This is a genomic window from Pseudomonas alliivorans (assembly GCF_017826695.1).
Taxonomy (GTDB): Bacteria; Pseudomonadota; Gammaproteobacteria; order Pseudomonadales; family Pseudomonadaceae; genus Aquipseudomonas; species Aquipseudomonas alliivorans.
In genome coordinates this window covers 150,988-170,185 of record NZ_JAFFZW010000002.1, presented here as the reverse complement: position 1 = coordinate 170,185, position 19,198 = coordinate 150,988, and the positions used below count along the sequence as shown (strand labels likewise).

At 54.5% G+C, this 19,198-nt stretch carries 16 protein-coding genes, 3 tRNA genes and 1 pseudogene; 11 read left to right on the top strand and 9 right to left on the bottom strand.

Translation table 11 applies throughout. The features are described from left to right. Nucleotides 1–72: 72 nt before the first annotated feature. Nucleotides 73–624, bottom strand: coding sequence for a hypothetical protein (locus tag JTJ32_RS05515; protein ID WP_184322875.1), 552 nt, complete (start codon nucleotides 622–624; stop codon nucleotides 73–75). Between the two features lie 173 nt (nucleotides 625–797). After that, nucleotides 798–3,683 carry a bifunctional diguanylate cyclase/phosphodiesterase gene (locus tag JTJ32_RS05510; protein ID WP_210041322.1) on the bottom strand — a complete coding sequence of 962 codons (2,886 nt, stop codon included), beginning with the start codon at nucleotides 3,681–3,683 and terminating at the stop codon, nucleotides 798–800. Nucleotides 3,684–3,949: 266 nt separating this feature from the next. On the opposite strand from JTJ32_RS05510, the gene JTJ32_RS05505 reads away from it, so the two are divergent. The 3 genes from JTJ32_RS05505 (at nucleotide 3,950) to JTJ32_RS05495 (ending at nucleotide 6,251) form a co-directional block, all read left to right on the top strand. After that, nucleotides 3,950–5,014: an NAD(P)-dependent alcohol dehydrogenase gene (locus tag JTJ32_RS05505; protein WP_099230361.1), complete on the top strand. Its 1,065-nt coding sequence runs from the start codon at nucleotides 3,950–3,952 to the stop codon at nucleotides 5,012–5,014. Nucleotides 5,015–5,312: 298 nt separating this feature from the next. Further along, the gene (locus tag JTJ32_RS05500; protein ID WP_099230359.1) at nucleotides 5,313–5,690 is read left to right on the top strand and encodes a hypothetical protein; all 378 of its coding nucleotides are present in this window, start codon (nucleotides 5,313–5,315) and stop codon (nucleotides 5,688–5,690) included. 198 nt (nucleotides 5,691–5,888) lie between these two features. Next, nucleotides 5,889–6,251 (top strand): NUDIX hydrolase, encoded by a 363-nt coding sequence (locus JTJ32_RS05495; protein ID WP_099230357.1) that lies wholly within the window; start codon nucleotides 5,889–5,891, stop codon nucleotides 6,249–6,251. 135 nt (nucleotides 6,252–6,386) lie between these two features. Here the strand turns inward: JTJ32_RS05495 and JTJ32_RS05490 are convergent. Next, nucleotides 6,387–6,456, bottom strand: a tRNA-OTHER gene (locus JTJ32_RS05490). Nucleotides 6,457–6,507: 51 nt separating this feature from the next. On the opposite strand from JTJ32_RS05490, the gene JTJ32_RS05485 reads away from it, so the two are divergent. The 5 genes from JTJ32_RS05485 (at nucleotide 6,508) to JTJ32_RS05465 (ending at nucleotide 11,290) form a co-directional block, all read left to right on the top strand. Next, nucleotides 6,508–7,464: a tyrosine-type recombinase/integrase gene (locus tag JTJ32_RS05485; protein ID WP_210041320.1), complete on the top strand. Its 957-nt coding sequence runs from the start codon at nucleotides 6,508–6,510 to the stop codon at nucleotides 7,462–7,464. A gap of 463 nt (nucleotides 7,465–7,927) precedes the next feature. After that, nucleotides 7,928–8,197 (top strand): hypothetical protein, encoded by a 270-nt coding sequence (locus JTJ32_RS05480; protein WP_122233724.1) that lies wholly within the window; start codon nucleotides 7,928–7,930, stop codon nucleotides 8,195–8,197. Between the two features lie 28 nt (nucleotides 8,198–8,225). Continuing rightward, complete coding sequence (locus JTJ32_RS05475; protein WP_210041318.1) at nucleotides 8,226–8,654, top strand: hypothetical protein; 429 nt, start codon at nucleotides 8,226–8,228, stop codon at nucleotides 8,652–8,654. Then, a complete protein-coding gene (locus tag JTJ32_RS05470) occupies nucleotides 8,651–8,920 on the top strand; it encodes a hypothetical protein (RefSeq protein WP_210041316.1) in 270 nt (89 codons plus the stop codon). The genes JTJ32_RS05475 and JTJ32_RS05470 overlap by 4 nt, the downstream gene beginning before the upstream one ends. A gap of 2,019 nt (nucleotides 8,921–10,939) precedes the next feature. Further along, complete coding sequence (locus tag JTJ32_RS05465; protein ID WP_236059198.1) at nucleotides 10,940–11,290, top strand: hypothetical protein; 351 nt, start codon at nucleotides 10,940–10,942, stop codon at nucleotides 11,288–11,290. 1,336 nt (nucleotides 11,291–12,626) lie between these two features. Here JTJ32_RS05465 and JTJ32_RS05460 read toward each other — a convergent pair. After that, nucleotides 12,627–12,703, bottom strand: a tRNA-Val gene (locus tag JTJ32_RS05460). A gap of 345 nt (nucleotides 12,704–13,048) precedes the next feature. Further along, nucleotides 13,049–13,125 (bottom strand) — tRNA-Val (locus JTJ32_RS05455). A 183-nt stretch (nucleotides 13,126–13,308) separates the two neighbouring features. On the opposite strand from JTJ32_RS05455, the gene JTJ32_RS05450 reads away from it, so the two are divergent. Beyond that, complete coding sequence (locus JTJ32_RS05450; protein ID WP_210041314.1) at nucleotides 13,309–14,592, top strand: NAD(P)/FAD-dependent oxidoreductase; 1,284 nt, start codon at nucleotides 13,309–13,311, stop codon at nucleotides 14,590–14,592. Between the two features lie 55 nt (nucleotides 14,593–14,647). On the opposite strand, the gene JTJ32_RS05445 is transcribed toward JTJ32_RS05450, so the two are convergent. Continuing rightward, nucleotides 14,648–15,328, bottom strand: a complete 681-nt coding sequence (locus JTJ32_RS05445; protein WP_408004589.1) for a peptidase C39 family protein — start codon at nucleotides 15,326–15,328, stop codon at nucleotides 14,648–14,650. A gap of 236 nt (nucleotides 15,329–15,564) precedes the next feature. On the opposite strand from JTJ32_RS05445, the gene JTJ32_RS05440 reads away from it, so the two are divergent. Beyond that, nucleotides 15,565–15,744: a hypothetical protein gene (locus JTJ32_RS05440; protein WP_210041310.1), complete on the top strand. Its 180-nt coding sequence runs from the start codon at nucleotides 15,565–15,567 to the stop codon at nucleotides 15,742–15,744. Between the two features lie 86 nt (nucleotides 15,745–15,830). On the opposite strand, the gene JTJ32_RS05435 is transcribed toward JTJ32_RS05440, so the two are convergent. Further along, complete coding sequence (locus JTJ32_RS05435) at nucleotides 15,831–16,589, bottom strand: TerC family protein (protein ID WP_099230349.1); 759 nt, start codon at nucleotides 16,587–16,589, stop codon at nucleotides 15,831–15,833. A 38-nt stretch (nucleotides 16,590–16,627) separates the two neighbouring features. Beyond that, the gene (locus JTJ32_RS05430) at nucleotides 16,628–16,870 is read right to left on the bottom strand and encodes a hypothetical protein (protein ID WP_099230347.1); all 243 of its coding nucleotides are present in this window, start codon (nucleotides 16,868–16,870) and stop codon (nucleotides 16,628–16,630) included. Between the two features lie 132 nt (nucleotides 16,871–17,002). On the opposite strand from JTJ32_RS05430, the gene nhaR reads away from it, so the two are divergent. Beyond that, nucleotides 17,003–17,905: a transcriptional activator NhaR gene (nhaR, locus tag JTJ32_RS05425; RefSeq protein WP_210041308.1), complete on the top strand. Its 903-nt coding sequence runs from the start codon at nucleotides 17,003–17,005 to the stop codon at nucleotides 17,903–17,905. Here nhaR and JTJ32_RS05420 read toward each other — a convergent pair. Continuing rightward, nucleotides 17,902–19,056 (bottom strand): annotated as a pseudogene (locus JTJ32_RS05420) (MFS transporter). The gene nhaR and the pseudogene JTJ32_RS05420 overlap by 4 nt on opposite strands. Nucleotides 19,057–19,198: the final 142 nt, after the last annotated feature.

The following is a 19,198-nucleotide window of genomic DNA, read 5'->3' as shown; positions in this document are numbered from 1 at the left end:
GAATCAGCGCGCTCTCACGAATACGTGTGAGCAAGCTGGCTCGCGAAATCATAGGTGCAACCTGCTGAAATGTCAGGCCAGCAAACCGGCCTTGATGCCCCGGATGCGCGTATTGATGTCATCCGCAACATCGTTCTGCTTGTCCTTGAGGGCGTCCTGGACTTTCTGATCGATAGTCAGTTGATCCTCAGGCTTCATCGCGGTGTATTGCTGCTGGGTGATGCCAGTCAGTTTTTCCCGCACTTTCTCTTCGGCTGTCTGCTTCAGCGTGTCCATGAATTTCTGGACACCGGTCGCAGCGCCATCCGAAACACCAGCGCTGGCCGTCGATCCTGTCACACCGTTATCACGATCCGCCGTCTTCTCGGAAAGCGACGTGTCCGCCGCGCTCTTGAGATTGACCATCATCCGTGCGAACGACTCGTTGTAACCACCGTTGCCCTGCGCGTCATCCGTGGACGCAGCGTTGGCGTTTTGCGAGGTGACCGGGAACGCACCGTTGCCGAGACCTGCCGCGGCCACCGCGCCGAACGTATCCTGCGACACCTCGCCCAGCGTCTTGCGCCCTATGGCTCCAACAGCATGGGAAACCAGCTGTTCAAGCCCACTGTTGCCAATAATCATCTTTCACCTCCTGATGACGTGATGCGCCTGTACACCAGCAAGACCGATGCCAATTGCCAAAATCATCGTAAGCCCATGATTCATAGGACAATGGCCGCTACAGGCAGCGGCAGAAAGATGACGTTTACGTGATCAACCTGCTCAACCACGTCAAACGCGGCAAAGCGTTGCCGTCACAGAGCGGTCTGGCCCTGAACGATCTGCAACTGTTCCAGCGGCAACGGGCCCGCAAAGTAATAGCCCTGAGCCTGACCGGCGCCCATCTCGCGCAACAGTTCCAGCGTCTGCAGGTCTTCCACCCCTTCGGCTACCACGGTCAGGTCCAGCGATTCGGCCATCCTTACAATCGCCCGCACGATCGCGCGGCTTCGATCACTGGTGGTCAATTCGAAGATGAACGACTTGTCGATCTTCAAACCGCTGAAATGGTACTGGTGCACATAGCTGAGAGAGGAAAACCCGGCCCCGAAGTCATCCAGCACCACCGACATGCCCTGATCCGCCAGTTGCTTCATGGACAGACGGGCCTGTTCGGGGTCCGCAACCAGCGCGCCTTCAGTGAGTTCAAGGCACAGTCTGGCCGGGGATACGCCGTACTCGACCAGCATGCAAAGCACTTCGCCTGCAAACGCCGGTCGGGTAATGCTGTAGCTGGAGCAGTTCACGTGGACCGGAGGCAGATGCGCATTGGCCGGGTCAGCCAGAATCGCAATGACCTGCCTGAGCATGTACAAGTCCAGACGGCCAATCAGCCGCAGGCCCTCCAGGGCCGGCAGGAAACACTCGGGCGTGACCACCTGCCCGTCAGGCTGTCGCCAGCGAATCAACGCCTCCAGCGCCAGCAGCCTTCCGGTTTCCAGGCAGGTGATGGGTTGAAAATAGGGAATAAGCTGATCGGTGCGTTTCAGCGCCGTACGCAATGCGCCTTCCTGATCCATCTGATCCGAAACCTGACGGCGCAATGCCTGGTTGAAGACTGCACAGCCATCACGTCCGCCGTTCTTCACCGTGTACATCGCCGTGTCGGCATCACGCAACAGGTCTGCGGGCTCCTTGTGGAACTGACCATCGGCCCCGACCACGCCGATACTGCAGGACGTAAACACCGTGTGTTCATCGATCATAAAGGGCAATTCGAATGCCGTGAGGATGCGCTGGGCTATCCCGACACCGGCGCTCAATCGCGCGCCGAAGCCCAGCACGGCGAACTCGTCGCCGCCCAAACGGGCCAGCAGGTCACCGTCACGCATGCAATTGCGCAAACGCTGCGCCGCCTGAACCAGCAACAGGTCGCCACAGTGATGGCCAAGGCTGTCGTTGACGATCTTGAAGCGATCCAGATCGATGAACATCACCACCAGTGCCCGCCCCCGGCCGCAGAAATCCTCCCAGGCCACCTGCAATCGTTGCTGCAGGTAACTGCGATTGGGCAGCCCCGTCAGCGAATCATGAGCGTTTTCATACTGGAGCCTTGCGTTCAACTGATCCAGTTCACGAGTCCGGTCCAGTACCCGCGCCTCCAGACGCAGGTTGGCGGTATGAATCGCCTCGGCAGCGCTTCGGCGAGAGAGCGCCGTATCGATATGGCGAGACACGAAGGTCAGCAACTCCTGATCGCGCAAGGTGTAGCTGACGTGACGCGAATAGCTCTGAACAGCCAGAACACCCCGCACTTCCTCGGCGTCGAACAGCGGAATGCCCAGCCAGGACGTCGAGCGGTTGGACTGATTCTGCACTTCGATCTCGCCCGCAGCTTCCAGCCTGAGTGCGTCCTCGCTGTCGATCAGGCACGGACGACGCTGGCGAATGACGTATTCGGTGAACCCGCGCTGACCCCGCCGGGGCGCAGGTGACTGCGTCAAACGCTCGTCAATGTAGTAGGGAAAGGTGACCTCGCCCGTACCTTCGTCGTAAAGCGCGATATAGAAGTTGAGTGCGACCAGCAGTTCACCCACGATCGTGTGCAGGCTTTGGAACAGCTCGTTCATGTCTCCGGGACGGCTGGACAGCTCGGCAATCTGAAACAACGCACTTTGCAGATGCTCGGCACGCTCGCGCTCGGCCACTTCCAGACGCAACGCGACGTTGGCGGCAGACAGTTGCTGGGTGCGCAACAGCACGGTCTGCTCAAGGTGGGCACGGTGCAACAGCCTGTCCATTGCCATGGCCACATGCCTGGACACCACCGAAAACAACGCCCGATCCTGAGCGCTGTAGACACGGGACACGTCATAGACCTGCATCGCAACCATGCCGAACACCTCATCCGAGGCGTTTTTCAGCGGGGCCCCCATCCAGAATTCCGGACGACGCCCTCTGCACCTGAAACGGCCAGCCGCTTCTGCTTCTTCGATGCCCGCGGCATCGAGAAACATGGACTGCCCCTGGGTCAGCACATAGCCGGTCATGGAGATACTGGCGGGATCCAGGTACTCGAAGGTTTCCGGGGCCATCGCTTCATCGTCGAAACGGTCGATGTAATAGGGATAGGTGATCTTGCCGGACTGGCTGTCGTAAAGCGCCAGGTAGAAATTCTCGGCATCGATCAGCGTGCCGAGCTGCTGGTGAATGCCTTGCAGCAGCGTGCCTCGTTCATGGGTGGAACTGGCCAGCAGGCTGATCTCGTAAAGCGCCCTCTGGGTACTCTGCGCCCTGACCAGTGCCGCGCTCTGCAACAGCGAACCCAGCCTGACAGCGAGATCGACCAGCGCCGGATTATGTTGTTCAGCCAAGGGAGCCAGCAGCCAGCCAAGGGCCTCTTCACCTTGGCCTGTCGCCCACCGACAGACCTGTCCTTCGTTACAGAACGACTCAAACTGGCCAACGGGAATGTGCTCGGGCCAATCGTAATGAAACGCACCCTGCCCCAACAGGCGCTTTTGCTCGCCTGCGATATAGACCGCCCAAGGCACCCCCGGAATCTGACTGCGTGTCACAGCCAGAAGCTCATCAATGGCCTGATGACCGGAAAGCTGGTGCCGACGGTCGCGCATCGCATCGCAGGGAACCGCGCTATCAGTCGGCTGGCGCATGCAGGAGGCCAAAGGTGGAACTGTCATTTCGATACCAGATTCAGAAACAGACGGCGAATATAGTTGACGCTTCTGACAAGGGTTGGCAGTGCGCTGTCACATTCAGGCAACAATCTTAATGCAAGGATTGTACCTTCAAGTCGGCTGCCTCATTCACTGAACATGGCAGTGATCGTGGCACTAATTGATGGTTTTTCCGGTCATAAACTGCTCCCGCAGCGGACAACATTGCATCTTCCACACTATTCTGCCTGCGGTTTCTTCGCCAAACACATACTGGACAGGTGATCGCAATGATCAAGACTTACAGCTACGCAGCCCAGGCTGCCACCGACAAGCTCGCTCCTTACCAATTCGAACGACGCGCTCCGGGCGCCGACGATGTTCAGATCGACATCCTTTACTGTGGTGTCTGCCACTCTGACCTGCACACGGCCCGCAACGAATGGCACAACACGCTTTATCCGTCGGTGCCAGGCCATGAGATCGTCGGCAAGGTCACTGCCGTCGGTGCCAATGTGACCAAATTCAAGGTAGGCGATCTGGCGGGCGTCGGCTGCATGGTCGACAGTTGCCAGACGTGTCCCTCCTGCGCCGACAACGAAGAGCAGTACTGCGAGAGCGGTTTTACCGGCACCTACAACGGGCCGGTCTTCGGCGGCGAAAACACCTTCGGCGGCTACTCTGACAAAATCGTCGTCAAAGAGAAGTTCGTCCTGCGCATCGCGCCCGACCAGAATCTGGCGGCCGTTGCACCGTTGCTGTGTGCGGGCATCACCACCTACTCGCCGCTGAGTCACTGGAAAGTCGGTCCCGGCAAGAAAGTCGGAATCGTGGGGCTCGGCGGTCTGGGCCACATGGGCGTGAAGATTGCGCACGCCATGGGTGCTCATGTAGTGCTGTTCACCACGTCGCCTAACAAACGCGAAGACGGCAAGCGTCTCGGCGCAGACGAAGTGGTGGTCTCCAAAAACGCTGATGAAATGGCCGCTCACGCCAACAGCCTGGATTTCATCCTCAATACCGTTGCCGCACCTCATGACCTGGATGCCTTCCTGGGACTGCTCAAGCGCGACGGCACCATGACACTGGTCGGCGCCCCCGCTACACCTCACCCGTCGCCAGCCGTGTTCAACCTGATCTTCAAGCGTCGCAGTCTGGCAGGCTCGTTGATTGGTGGCATTCAGGAAACCCAGGAGATGCTGGACTTCTGCGCCAAACACAACATCGTGTCGGACATCGAAGAAATTGCCATGCAGGACATCAACGAAGCTTACGAGCGCATGCTCAAGGGCGACGTTAAATATCGTTTCGTGATCGACATGGCAACGCTCAAGCAGGAAGCCTCTGCAGCCTGACCTTCACAGGCGGTCCGGCTGGCGGCATGCCAGCCAGACCGCCTCTGTCAACCCGATGCCTACCCTCATGCACACACGTGTCCGACCTCATGACAGGCCGCGGCCCGACGCTGCAATTTCGCGCATTTCTCCCGATCGTGCGTTCCGCTTTCCGACAGTGTGAAACGCGGACGAACGTCGTCGAACCTTTCGTCTTTAGCCTCCGCAACTCGTCTCCAGAGCATTGACATGCACTTTTTTGGGGCGCGAAATAGTTGCTCGATTGAAACGCGCCAACTCAATGGACGGAGAATTACACATGGCTAAGATCAAAATTTTAGCGGGTGACTTTCTTCAAGGTGATGGGGAGTACCGTGCTGGCACCATCACCCTCGTAACACCTCTCTTCCCTTGGCCGGGTATCAGTTTCAAGCACAGCGATATCAAGTCAGTGGAAATGGCGAGCCAGGCTTCCAGTAAAAAAATCGAAGGCGCCATAGGCTACGGTCTGGCGGGCGCATTAGTACTCGGGCCTGTTGGCGCTGCGGCAGGCGTCATGCTGGCAGGCGAGGAAAAGGAAATAACGTTCCTGACGACGCTGAAGGACGGCCGAAAAATACTCGCGGCCGCCGACGACAGGACGTTTCAGAAACTCTCACAGCACATCGCAACGCGTGGTCTCGTCAGACATTTCTGAAATCAGGGGCCGAGCACTCGCGGACTGAAGCGCTCGCCCTTTTTCGACTAAGCTCAATTCATGGCACTGATTGTGCTGTATTCATATAAATGAACTTTTTATTACAATTTAGTGACTATCGCTTGCTGCGTGCCGGTCTCAAGTTCATGAAGTCCTTGCAGATATTGAAGGTAAGGGACGCTAAACAGGTGAAGGAATATGAAAAAACGAGCGACAGTCATCTGCAAGCGAGACGGACAAATCCTCTACGTGCGCAAACCAAAATCCAAATGGGCCTTGCCAGGCGGCAAGGTCGAGCCCGGAGAAACCCCGGCCCAGGCCGCGGTGCGTGAGCTGAACGAAGAAACGGGCCTGGAAAATCTGGAGCTGCGTTATCTGGCCGAGTATGAACAGGACCGAGTGACCCACCATGTGTTCATCACACTGGTGCCTGACTCCAGTGAAGCCAGACCGCAAAACGAGATTGCTGCCTGCAAATGGCTCGCCCCCAAGAACGTCAGCGACCTGAGAACGAGCCCGGCTACCAAGTCCATCGTCAAATCATTTGCTCTACAAGGGTGAACCCGGCCTCGATGCGCCCAAGCGCTGGCGCATTTGAGGCAAGCCCGGACGCGACCCTGTAAAACGCACGCAAACAAAAAGGGCGACCCTTTCGGATCGCCCTTTTCATTACCGCCCAGCAGAGCGGATTTTGTTTGGTAGGCGCGATTGGACTCGAACCAACGACCCCCACCATGTCAAGGAGAGGAACCACAACGCGTAGCCCCTACAGGCTATGGCCTTGAGAGAACGCCCATTCACATCATGAGGCGTCAACATGGCTAACATCCGCTCCCTACCATCAGGCAACTGGAACGCTCAGGTCAGATTGAAAGGGAAACCCCCTCAGTCGAAGACATTTTCTACACAGGCAGAGGCTCAGGCATGGGCTGACAAGCTTGAGGCTGTCATCAAAGACCATAAGCATCACACCATATTCACATTGGGCATGACCTACTGTGACTCCCACCTCAAGGGCAAGGGCTCCTACACCCATGCTGTCCAGATCGTTGAGCAATTAGCTCACGCCTTCCCTCAGTCAATTCATGACATAACCCCCAAGCTAGTAAACGATTTCAAACTGATGCGCTTACAGACCGTCAAGGCAGCCACATGCAGACATCAACTAGCGTTCCTCTCTCGGTTCTTCAAGTACGCTAAACATGGCCTGCTAATAGACATACCTAATCCTGTCTGTGATATCACCCTGCCTAAGCCTGATAAGTCCAGTGACAAGGTGGTCACTGCTGGTGAGCTACGTCTAATCCTCAATGAGCTATCACCCACAATGGCCCTGATAGCAGAGCTTGCATACGAAACAGCTATGCGTCGTTCTGAGATATTGAAGCTGACAGTTAACTGCCTGCATTTGGAACAGAGGATTGTGGACGTAGTGGATGGTAAGAATGGTACACGCTCAGTGCCCCTGACCTTACGTGCAATAGAGCTTCTGAAAGAGGCTCAGAGACATGCTCTAGCAGAACGCATACCAAGAGGCAGACTGTTCTCCGTAGCGCCTCACAGCGTCTCTCAGGCCATCAGGAGAGCTAGGACAGCAGCTAACCTTGATAGTAATGTCAGACTACACCAACTCAGACATACAAGAATAACCAATGTAGCTAAGAGAGGGTTTAACAACGCTCAGATAATGATTGTCTCTGGACATAGAGACACTAGGTCTGTCGCCAGATACTCCCACCTGAATGCTAAGGATGTATTACACCTGATTGACTGAGGCCCTACAAGCTCACTGGTGAGGCGTTAGAGTACAATCCTCATCAGTTGCAGGCCTAACTTATAGCGTGCTTCAAAGAGCCTTACAGGAGGCGTAGGGACACCTACAGTCTCTTGCCTCGTACCAATTTATTAGCCCCTTTGAAAAATAATTTGAAGGGAAAAGCCTAAAAAACAGGTATAGATATGTATGAGAGTATAAAAAATATGGGCTCCCTAAAATAGTTTGTCGTGAATCCCCTGAAATCCAGGTATAGATATGTATGGGGATAGAATTTCAGATCGACAACAAAGCACCTTCCTCTCTTAGCAACACCAAAACCTCAATGTAATACAAACACCTCTGCTTGCAGTTACGCGATGCAGGGCCCGCAGCTTTTCCCCTAGATAATATTTTCTCCTAACTCACTGGGGGATATAGGGGGAAGCATGAAAACAAAACCAACCCACTGACAGGTATGACAATGTCTATTACTTTAGAACATATTGTTGCGCTACAACACAATCAACTCAATACACTACCTAGAAAACTTATCTATCTGATGATTCGCAACCAAGCCGACAAGGACGGATGGGCCACTATCTCGGGTAATGATTTCTCAGTAGCAACCACGCTTCCACGTCGCTCTGTTGAGGGTGTACTTAAACACCTGATCAATACAGCAATGGTAGAACGCAGGAAGTCAGGTGACGCTCACTCTTCACCCTTTCAATATCGCATTATCACTCTCTAACTAACCCTCTCCAATAAGGAACACACATATGCGTACATACAAACACGAAGACCTTGTATCTCTATCACAAGAGACAGGCCGCTCCCTTGAGGAAATCAAGGAGCTAGCACGTAGCTCAGGATGGGTACTAGAACAGGAGGCACGCCCTCTCCGAGCCCTTGACAGCTCCAAGGATGCTGTAGCTATTATGAAACAGGTTAGACAAGCCACCCTTGAGCGTCTCTACAAAGAGGATCCGCTGATTCGTGAAAGTCTGGATATGCAAGTGGCGGTGCAGCAAGCACGCCTTGATCGAACCACTAGCAAACCTAGTAATAACCAGTATGACTCACAAGGGAACTTCACCGGCGTAACCCGTAGCATCATTAGCGGGCCAGCAGCAACAGGTAAGAACCAAACTGATGCTATGAAAGCGATTAAGGCTAGCGTCTATAAGCGCCTAGGAGTTCAGGAATGAACTACTACGTGTCAGAAGGCGAGCGTCAGTATCAAGAACATCGTAGGGCCCAGCTAAAGGCTATGATTAAACATGCAGAGGTTAGCAACAACAGTCTTGTAGGTGAAGTGAAGATTTATAAGGGGGTTAGCTATCAGATGCATCAACGTGGAAGTTATGTGTGCGTGGGTCTCCCTAAGAATTCACCATTGGAAGGTACGTTCACTTCAGCGTTTGCTCTACACAAGATCATTGATGATATGGAAGTAAGCAAACCTACCAAATGAAAACAATCATTAGCTGGGTGGTTACAGCATTCATTGTGTATGCCATCTGCCTAACCTTCCTTACTATTGCCAGACTAGCCTTAGCAGTTATGGCATGTACAGCATGAAGTGTATATATGAATTCAGATGACGACTACATCAACATCCCTGACGTAGAGTACCGAACAAAATACCTCATCCCCGTCAGTATTAGGCGAGGTGTAGCTAAAGAACTGATAGCGTCTAAAGGCAATACTAAAGCCATCTACGCCCTTTCCCTGAAACATCGAGTCTCCTTGCAGACAGCAGGCTATGTCTCTCGCTTGGACCTAAAGCACATTGAGCAATATAGAAAACGACGATAAGGAATCTATGAAAGAAAAAACACTGTTCATTGCTGAAGCCCTTCCGGGCAGCGGCAAGTCCACCAAGTTTATTGAGTGCCTTCCTGAGCTAATCCATAACAGCAAGATCGTTTATGCAATGCCTACCAACGCGTTGATTAGCGAGCTTGCGCTACAGATTAGGACTCGGGCTGGCTTCACTCCTGTAGTCATTACCTCAGACACCGTGGACCATGTGATAGCACACATTGAGAAGACCCTAGCAGCTCGCTCACAGCCCTCCATGAGAAAGGTTATACCTTACACCTAACGCCTCCTACAAGAGCTCTCAGGAGCTTACACACAACAAGAAGAACGCTCTTTATGCTAAGCCACCAACCCAGCGACATTAGAGACATTAGAGACATTAGAGACATTAGAGACATTAGAGACATTGTTACTCAACTACATGGAACCATTCGTGTAGGTGACTATGTCTTAGACAAACTCAGCGGTGAAGTCTTAGGGGAGTACACCACTCACCCAATGCCCGAGGTTCCTTATGATTACCCATCTGCTCGAAACTGCAACCTTCCACCTAAGCCTACTATCTGTCTCCTTACCCCTTGCGAGCAATCTCCTAATAAGCAGACTGTAGCGACAACAGAAATCAAAGTTAAGAGAGGGCCTAAGCCTAAGACCATGCTCAACCCTTATGCTAAGCACTTCAAGGTGGCACACAGCGAGGAGCATGCTTGGCTTGATGATTACGTCTACGGCTCCTGTATGACAGCAGGGGGAGTTAGCAATGGTACAATGAATACTAGCCCCTCTCATGTACTGAACGCTTGTATGCTAGACATCGTGAGCACTGAAATAGTCATAGCCACTATCCACCTAGAAGGACTCACACCCATGAGTCCCCAGCAAGCACGTAGAGTATGTCAATGCGCTAGACACGCAATCAGTGGTATGAGCTTCTTCCTTGAGCGTAACCCTAGCATCAAAGGGCTACTAGAATTTGAAGTTAACTTCGCTGACTTCTACCCTTCCCTATCCAAACATTAATACGCTCGGATATATAGAGAGACCTCTCTCCACTACCCCTTGATTTAATACGCTCGGATAGTAGAGGAGCTACCGCTCATATGACTCACCTCTAACATAGCATGAGGTTACCACCTCAGTCTTAATTGCGCTCGGATATATAGAGAGGAACTATCCTCCTCCTTACGATAGACCTACCAGTCTACGAATGTGACACACAGAGACAAGGAGAGCTACCGCCCCCTCTCTGACATATTTAATACGCTCGGATATATAAGGAACTTATAGATGTCGCTTGAATTGATCAACGTCAGCATTACTTTTTCCCAAAATCCCTTAAAGACTCCTTAAGAAAAATTGGGAAATTTCTAAGAACACCTTAACGTCAGCAAGCTGACGGGTACCACTCCTTTCTTAGGACATTAAGTAAGACACTACCCTTAGACTACCATCTATCGATGGATCTTTCTTAAAAGCAAAAGCAACGTCAGCATAGCTGACAAGAGCACGCATAAAAGAGAGAATCAAAAGCGAACTACCTACCAGTATGTATTGCTCTTGATCTTTCTTTATTGCGTATGCCACTACGTGGCGTGCTCTTGCTTCTGCTGTCACGCAGTGACTCCTGCTGAAAGCCCACTACCACCCTCACACACTTAAAGAGAACAACATGAACATTCAAGACAAACACAAACAGCAATACGTAGAAGCTTACTCACACATTGAGCTAGCCAAGACACTCGGAGTTAGTCTAGCCCTGCTAGATAGCCATGCAGAAAACCAAGGATGGAAAGAGGAGCATCGACTTTACTGGTTCGACAAGTCCCTTGAGTCATTGAAGTATGCGCTTAACGAAGGAAGCATCCCTGCTGTCAAGGAACTGCTTAAGATTGCTGGTGTAACTAGACCAGTAGGCCGTCCAAAGAAACAAGACATTGAAGGCCATCTAGCTAAAGAAGCCAAAGTGACAGAGGAATGGGAAGCAGACTTTCGAAGACTGAGCTTAGCGTCATCAAACTGAGAGAATTATTTATTAAAAGAGGTGGGGTGTATTGACCTCTCACACCTACGACCACATTACATTGGACAAAGCTGTCGCTAGGGAGCGTTAAGCTCTGCACCACAGGGAGCACACCTCAGTGTGTCAACTGTGCCTGATAGTTCAGCTACCAGTGCCTGCCCCCCCTAACGAAGCCAGAAGGGGTATGCTGGCATATCAGCTATGCCTGGCTGGGGAGCTCTACAAACCACCTCCCACTGTCCTCTCAGCGTTCCCGCCACCACTACACCATTGAAGGTTCGCTATGGCACTACTGACCTCAAAGCATCCCACTCACTGGGACATACTGTTTAGCGTGTGCTAGGCCCGTTTACCTATTTCTCATCGAGCGGAATTTTTATGATTCCGTCCTGATTATATCTACTGCACGTACTCACAGCGATTCTGTATGCAGCATCTCTATCCGACATGTACTGATTCAAGGAATGAAGCTTTCCCTCGACGCAGTCAGCCATCAGAGCGCCCTCTTTGGTTCCTTCCGACATCGCTAAGTAAACAAACATAGATAGGACCAGCATGCATACCACAAGCCGTCCAAAGCTGATTCGCCTTCCGTCAGGATTCATTACTACGCCCACGGAAGCTTTGAGCCTTGCCCGAAGAGACTGCCGTCGATTATCCAGCAGCCTGTGTAGCCTGACCCACCATATATGTGTCCTTCACTGATCCAGCAATGCGTATAACCATTTGGTCCATATATGTGCCCGTCTGTAATCCAATGGCCTGTGTAGCCTTGCGGACCGAATATGTGCTGATCACGAATCCAAAAACCTGTGTACATAGCTTCCTACCTGCTGGGATCTTTGACCCTAGATATCAGACTGCCAGCATTTCTCCTAGAAATTTCCGTGACGCAATGCATAAGAAAGAAGAGCCCCTAACCCCCTGCCTACCCCTCTCGCCTTGATGGCCCCACGCACACAGAAATGGCCTTGTCCCTTGAGCGTCAAGAAAACTCTACAGAGGGGTTGGGTAGCGTCCAGCCCACAGCAGGCACGTAGCTCAGTTGGTTAGAAGCTTGCCATTGTGAGGCCACGAACAATGAGCACCACCTTAACAAGAAGGTGTTCAAGTCATACAGATCAGTAGGTTAGCTATGGTCGTTCACATTTACTCGTGTGAATGCCACTGTGAATGAGGTGTGAACGTTCGTGTGAACGACGGTTTGAACGAGAACAGACATTCCCATTGCGGTGTGTGAACGATGCCTATAGATTGTGAACGTTTTCTCAAGAAACAGAAAAGGGGAACCCTTTCGGATTCCCCCTCTCGACCGCCCAGCAGAGCGGATTTTGTTTGGTAGGCGCGATTGGACTCGAACCAACGACCCCCACCATGTCAAGGTGGTGCTCTAACCAACTGAGCTACGTGCCTGCTGTGGGTCGGCATTCTACGGATATTCAGATGAGTGTCAATGGCTTTTTTTGCAGTAACTGACTGAATATGCGGATTATTTGGCCGGGCCGTCTGCGTGTTTATTTTGTCCGAAAACGCGTATCTGATCGTAAGGTGTACGCGCACCATTTACTGACACCGCTTTACTGTCATCAATTCAAGGCTTCGACAGGTACGCTTGGGGCAGCTCGATGGAAACCGCTGCCATCGCTTGAATAGAGTACTGACGCGTTTGATCCGGACCTACGTGCCAAGAGACGGAAACAAAAAAAGGCTCACCTTTCGGTGAGCCTTTCTAGACCGCCCAGCAGAGCGGATTTTGTCTGGTAGGCGCGATTGGACTCGAACCAACGACCCCCACCATGTCAAGGTGGTGCTCTAACCAACTGAGCTACGTGCCTGCTGTGGGTGTGCATCCTACCGGCTTTAATCTTCATGTCAATCTGTTTTTATCGCTAACCCTCTGAATTAACGACGCTTTTACAGCGAAGGGAGTGGGAAGTCTTTTTCCCGGAGGCTGGCAGAGCGTATCCATCTCGGGTAGGATCGGCGCAATCGTCAAGAATATTAAACGGAGCTTCAGGATGGCCAACACGCCTTATCCGCAGTCCTACTACGCCGCCTCGGCCAATCCAGTGCCGGAACGCCTCGCCCTGCAAGGCGAGGTCGAAACCGATGTGTGCATTATCGGGGCTGGCTATACCGGGCTTTCCAGCGCGCTGTTTCTTCTGGAGAACGGCTTCAAAGTGACTGTGCTCGAGGCGGCGAAGGTAGGATTCGGCGCATCGGGCCGTAACGGCGGACAGATCGTCAACAGCTACAGCCGCGATATCGACGTGATTGAACGGACCGTCGGCCCGAAACAGGCACAACTGCTGGGGCAGATGGCGTTTGAAGGCGCGGCGATCATTCGTGATCGCGTCTCACGCTACGGCATACAGTGCGACCTGAAGGACGGCGGTGTGTTTGCCGCTCTGACAGGCAAGCAGATGGCTCATCTTGAAGCGCAGAAACGGCTGTGGGAACGCTATGGTCATTCACAGTTGGAGTTGATGGATCAGCGCCGCATCAATGAAGTGGTGAACTGCGAGCAGTACATTGGCGGCTTGCTGGACATGAGCGGTGGCCACATTCACCCGCTGAACCTGGCACTGGGCGAAGCGGCTGCAGTGGAAACGCTGGGCGGAACCATTTATGAGCAGTCAGCCGCGATTCGCATCGAGCGCGGCGCAAACCCTGTGGTGCATACCGCTCAGGGCAAGGTCCGCGCCAGGTTCATTATTGTCGCGGGTAATGCCTATCTGGGTAATCTGGTGCCGGAACTGGCGGCCAAATCCATGCCCTGTGGCACTCAGGTCATCACCACCGAACCGCTGAACGAAGAACTGGCCAGATCCCTGCTGCCGCAGGACTATTGCGTCGAAGACTGCAATTATCTGCTGGATTACTACCGTCTGAGCGCCGACAAGCGCCTGATCTTCGGCGGCGGCGTGGTGTATGGCGCAAGGGACCCGGCCAACATCGAAGCCATTATCCGCCCCAAGATGCTCAAGGCGTTCCCGCAACTCAAGGACGTGAAAATCGACTACGCGTGGACCGGTAATTTCCTGCTGACCCTGTCCCGCCTGCCTCAGGTCGGGCGGCTGGGCGACAACATCTATTACTCGCAAGGTTGCAGCGGCCATGGCGTCACGTACACCCACCTGGCGGGCAAGGTACTGGCCGAAGCATTGCGCGGTCAGGCCGAGCGTTTTGACGCGTTCGCCGACCTGCCGCACTACCCGTTCCCTGGCGGACAGTTGCTGCGCACGCCCATGACGGCGCTGGGCGCCTGGTACTACAGCCTGCGTGATCGGCTGGGTTTCTGAGGCTCATGAAAAACGGCGCCTCAAAGGGCGCCGTTTTTCATTCTGGCTGTCTATTTCATTTAACGGCGCGATTCAGCGTTCGGGTCGCCTCACCTGCCGCCTGCTCCTGTCCGGCCTGCGCCAGATCGGCGGCGGCCTTCAGCCAGCGCTGCGCATCAACTTGCGCAGGTAATTGGCGTGGCGACTGGATCAAAACCGCCCAACTGCCTGCGTTCTTCCAGGCAGAGTCGAAACTGCTGAAGCTCATGGTATAGCGCCGGTCCATACCGGCGCTCAGCAGGACGGTTTCCTTCACGCGATTGTAGCCCACCAGAACGGCATAGCGTGGCGCCTTCCAGAATGCAGAGCCCTGAGAGAACCGAAGCATCACCGGATAGCCAGCCGACACCTGAGTCAGCAATGCCTGCAGATCGTGATCGAGCGGGTACACCATGAAGCCGTACTCGCGAGCGATCCTGGGCATGTTCTGTTCCAGACGATCTTCAGCGCCCGGCAGTTGCAAGGGCTTGTCCAGCAAACCGGGAGTGGTCTGCACCTGCTGATTGGCAAGCATACTGGCCAGCGCGCCAGGACCGCTCTGATAAGCGTTGCCACGGAAGAACGGCACGGAGTTGAGCTCGACCCGATCAGGCAGGCTCTTTATCTGCGGCGTGACCATCGAGGAGCAACCCGACAGGCAAAGGACCAGCGCTGCCAGAAGCAATGAACCTCTGGAGCGGATGGCGCTTGAAAGCATGGATAAGGACAACATGTTCACTCACTTCAACTGACACCGAGCAATCACCACTCGATCTGAACGCTGATCATAGAGCCCGCACGAGGCCGGGTATAGCCTTTGCGTGCAGTGAAGCGACCGTCATAGACCGAAACGGTCATACCAAAACGCCATTGGTCAATTAATCGCAACATGCCCGGTACTAGACTGTCAGTTATCGGGAATGCAACACAAAAGCAGGAAACGTGGAGGCACTTATGAGCCTGGAATTGACAATCGTGATGCTGGTCGCCTCGTGGCTTGCGGTAGCTACTGCCATGTTGTGGGGTGTGATGCGCGTGTCCCGTCGTCACCACCCACACACTGTCACCCCGCCCTCGCCCAAGCGCCTGAAGCTGGACAGAGCACCGAAGGCCGGCCCCGCCACTGCTCACTGAGGCTGTGCGCGGTTCCGGCAAGGCCCTGAAACGCAAAACGGTCGACCCGATGACTCGGGCCGACCGTTTTTTTGTGCGACGTGTGATCAGGCGTGGGAAGCCAGTCGTGCCGCCTTCTTGCGCTTGGCCCTGCGGACCATCATGTTCAGGCCTTCAATCGCTGCCGAGAACGTCATGGCGGCGTAGATATAGCCCTTCGGAACATGGGCACCGAAGCCTTCGGCGATCAGCGTCATACCGATCATGATCAGGAAGCCCAGCGCCAGCATCACCACGGTCGGGTTGTCGTTGATGAACTTCGCCAGCGGGTTGGCGGCGACCAGCATCACGACCACGGCACTCACTACAGCGATGATCATGATCGGCAAGTGCTCAGTCATGCCCACAGCGGTGATGATACTGTCGATGGAGAACACCAGGTCCAGCATCAGGATCTGAACGATCGCGCTACCCATGGTCAACGCCACAGTCGCGCTCAGGGTTTTCTCTTCCTCGGTCTTCACGTCCATGCTGTGATGGATTTCCGTGGTCGCTTTCCAGACCAGGAACAGGCCACCAGCGATCAGGATCATGTCCTTCCAGGAGAAGGCCTGACCGAACATTTCAAACACGGGCTCGGTCAACTGCACGATGTACGCCACAGTGCTCAAAAGGCCCAGGCGCATGACCAGCGCCATGCCGATACCCAGCTTCCTCGCCTTCTCGCGCTGATGCTCCGGCAGCTTGTTGGTGATGATCGAAATGAAGATCAGGTTATCGATACCCAGTACGACTTCCATCACGACCAGCGTCGCCAGCGCAATCCACGCAGCCGGACTGGTCGCAAGTTCCAATAGGTATTCCATAGATCACTGCCCTGCCTGAGCCAATAGTTGAACGAATGTTAGATTTCTTTACCGGACTTGCTTTCGGGTTCAGCGGAGCTTGGTGCCGGTTCCAGCACCGAAAGTTCCCGTTTGGCCTCGTCAACCGCCTTGGTCGCGGCCTGGTGGGTGTCGTCGATTGCTTTTTTGGCTGAATCGGCCGCCGTGCTCAGTATCTGCTTGGAGGACGACTCAATCTGATCGCACCCTGCCATTACCAACAGCGAACCGGCCAAAAGTACAGCGTAAAATGATTTTTTCATGTGTCCCTCGGTAGCCAAGGCCGGACAGTAGGTTGGGTCCGGCGTTGGAACAGCATTCTAGAGAAGCGGAAACATCCGGAAAATTCGATTTTACAAACGATATACTTCGGTTTTAACGAATCGGGAATAGACATGCTCAACTATCGGCAGCTTCACTACTTCTGGGTCGTGGCCAAGACCGGCAGCATTGTTCGTGCATGCGAGCAACTGAACCTCACGCCGCAAACCGTCAGCGGCCAGATCAGTCTGCTGGAATCGACCCTGGGCGTGGATCTTTTCCAGCGCGTGGGTCGGCAACTGGAGATGACCGAGGCAGGCCGAATGGCCCTGCCCTATGCCGAGCAGATGTTTCAACTGGGCAACGAGCTTGAGGCCCTGCTGAGCTCAAACCCTGACGAACAGCAATTGCTGTTTCGGATAGGTGTGGCCGATGTGGTGCCCAAATCCATCGTTTACCACCTGCTTGCGCCGACCATGGACCTGGAGGGATCGATACGCATCACCTGTCGCGAGGACAAGCTTGAACGGCTGCTGGCCGATCTTGCGATTCAACGCCTGGATCTGGTGATATCCGACAGCCCGATGCCGCCTCACCTCGACATCAAGGGGCATAGTCAGAAGCTGGGGGAATGCGGCGTGAGTTTTTTTGCGACCCGTGAAGTGGCCGAACGCATCGGAGCCGATTTTCCGCACTGCATGCAGGGCGCTCCTCTGCTGATACCGGGTCAGGAAACCGTGGTACGGGGTCGCCTGATGCGCTGGTTCGCCGAATTGAAAATCCAGCCACGGATTGTGGGCGAATTCGATGACAGCGCGTTGATGAAGGCTTTCGGAAAATCAGGCAGTGGCGTATTCGTAGCGCCCACCGTGATCGCTGGCGAGGTACAGAGTCAGTATGGCGTGGAGATCATCGGCCACACCGATGCGGTGACCGAATCGGTCTACGCCATTACCGTAGAACGCAAGGTCAGGCACCCCGGCGTGGTCGCCATCGCCGAGGGTGCCCGTAACCAATTGTTCACTGACACCGTTTAGGCCGCGACAGGTGTCGGCTTGCTCTTCATCAACACCCAGCCCAGCAGGATTGCCAGAACGATAATCCCGGCTGCAGCGAAGCCCACCCTGCCCAGCCCCAGATGATCAATCACACGCCCGCCGATGATCGCACCGATGCCGATTCCCAGATTGGCGCCGGCAATGTTCAGTGATGCAGCGAAGGCCGGTGCCTGAGGCGCCGCCTTGATCAGTCGCACATGGCTGACCAGAAACAGGGCGGCCTGAGTGATACCCCATACTGACAGCGCGAGCGCCAGAGCGAACCAGGAATGGATACTCGGCACCACTGCCACCATGCCCACCACCATGAATGCGCAGAACACCAGACTGGCGATCAGCGGATGGCGATCGACCATGCGTCCGCCCAGCGAATTGCCGAGCAGGCCGACTGCACCAAAGCCCATCAGACACCAGCCGACCAGCGAGCCATCGAAGCCAGCCAGGCGCTCCAGCATATCGGCCAGGTAGGTGTAAGCCGTGAACATGCCGCTGAAGACCAGAACAGAAAGCAGGACGTGACCCTGCATCAGCGGGCTGCGCAGGATGCCGAATTGACTGAGCATCGACACCGGTTCTTTTTTGACGACGGTGCCGGGCAGGTAAACGGTCAACAGCAGCGCCTTGGCGAAGGCCAGCGCCGACAGGGCTGCAAACGCCGTGCGCCAGCCGAACGCATCGGAAATCAGCGTGCCGACGGGAATACCGAACACGGTGGCACAGACGATCCCGAAACCGATCCGGGCAATCGCCCGCCCCGCGAATTGCGGACCGACGATATCCACGGCCGTTTCACTGGCCAGCGCCTAGAACACTGGCAGCCCCAGCGCAGGAATCAGCCGGGCGACCCCCATCACCGCGATGTCAGGTGCCAGAGCGGCCAGCGCATTGGAAAGCCCGAACAGCATCAGGATGCCGACAAACAGACGCTTGCGATTGAAGCGTGAGCAATACGCCGTCAGGAACGGGCCGAAAGTGGCCACGGTAAAGGCAAACAGGGTCACCAGCAGGCCCGCCTGCGGCACCGTGACGAGAAGATCTCGGGCCATGGCAGGCAAAAGGCCGACGATGACGAATTCTGTGGTCAGCACGGTAAACCCGGCGGCCGACAACAGCAGGATGGGCAGTAACATCAACACTCCAGAACAACGATGAAGGCCCATCCACTGGATGGGCCTTCATTTGAGATCACGAAACGCAGAAACGAATTTGAAGCGACTGTGGCGTCGTTACACGCGGCATTCGCGCAACGACAACCACGAAGATCCGGCTTAC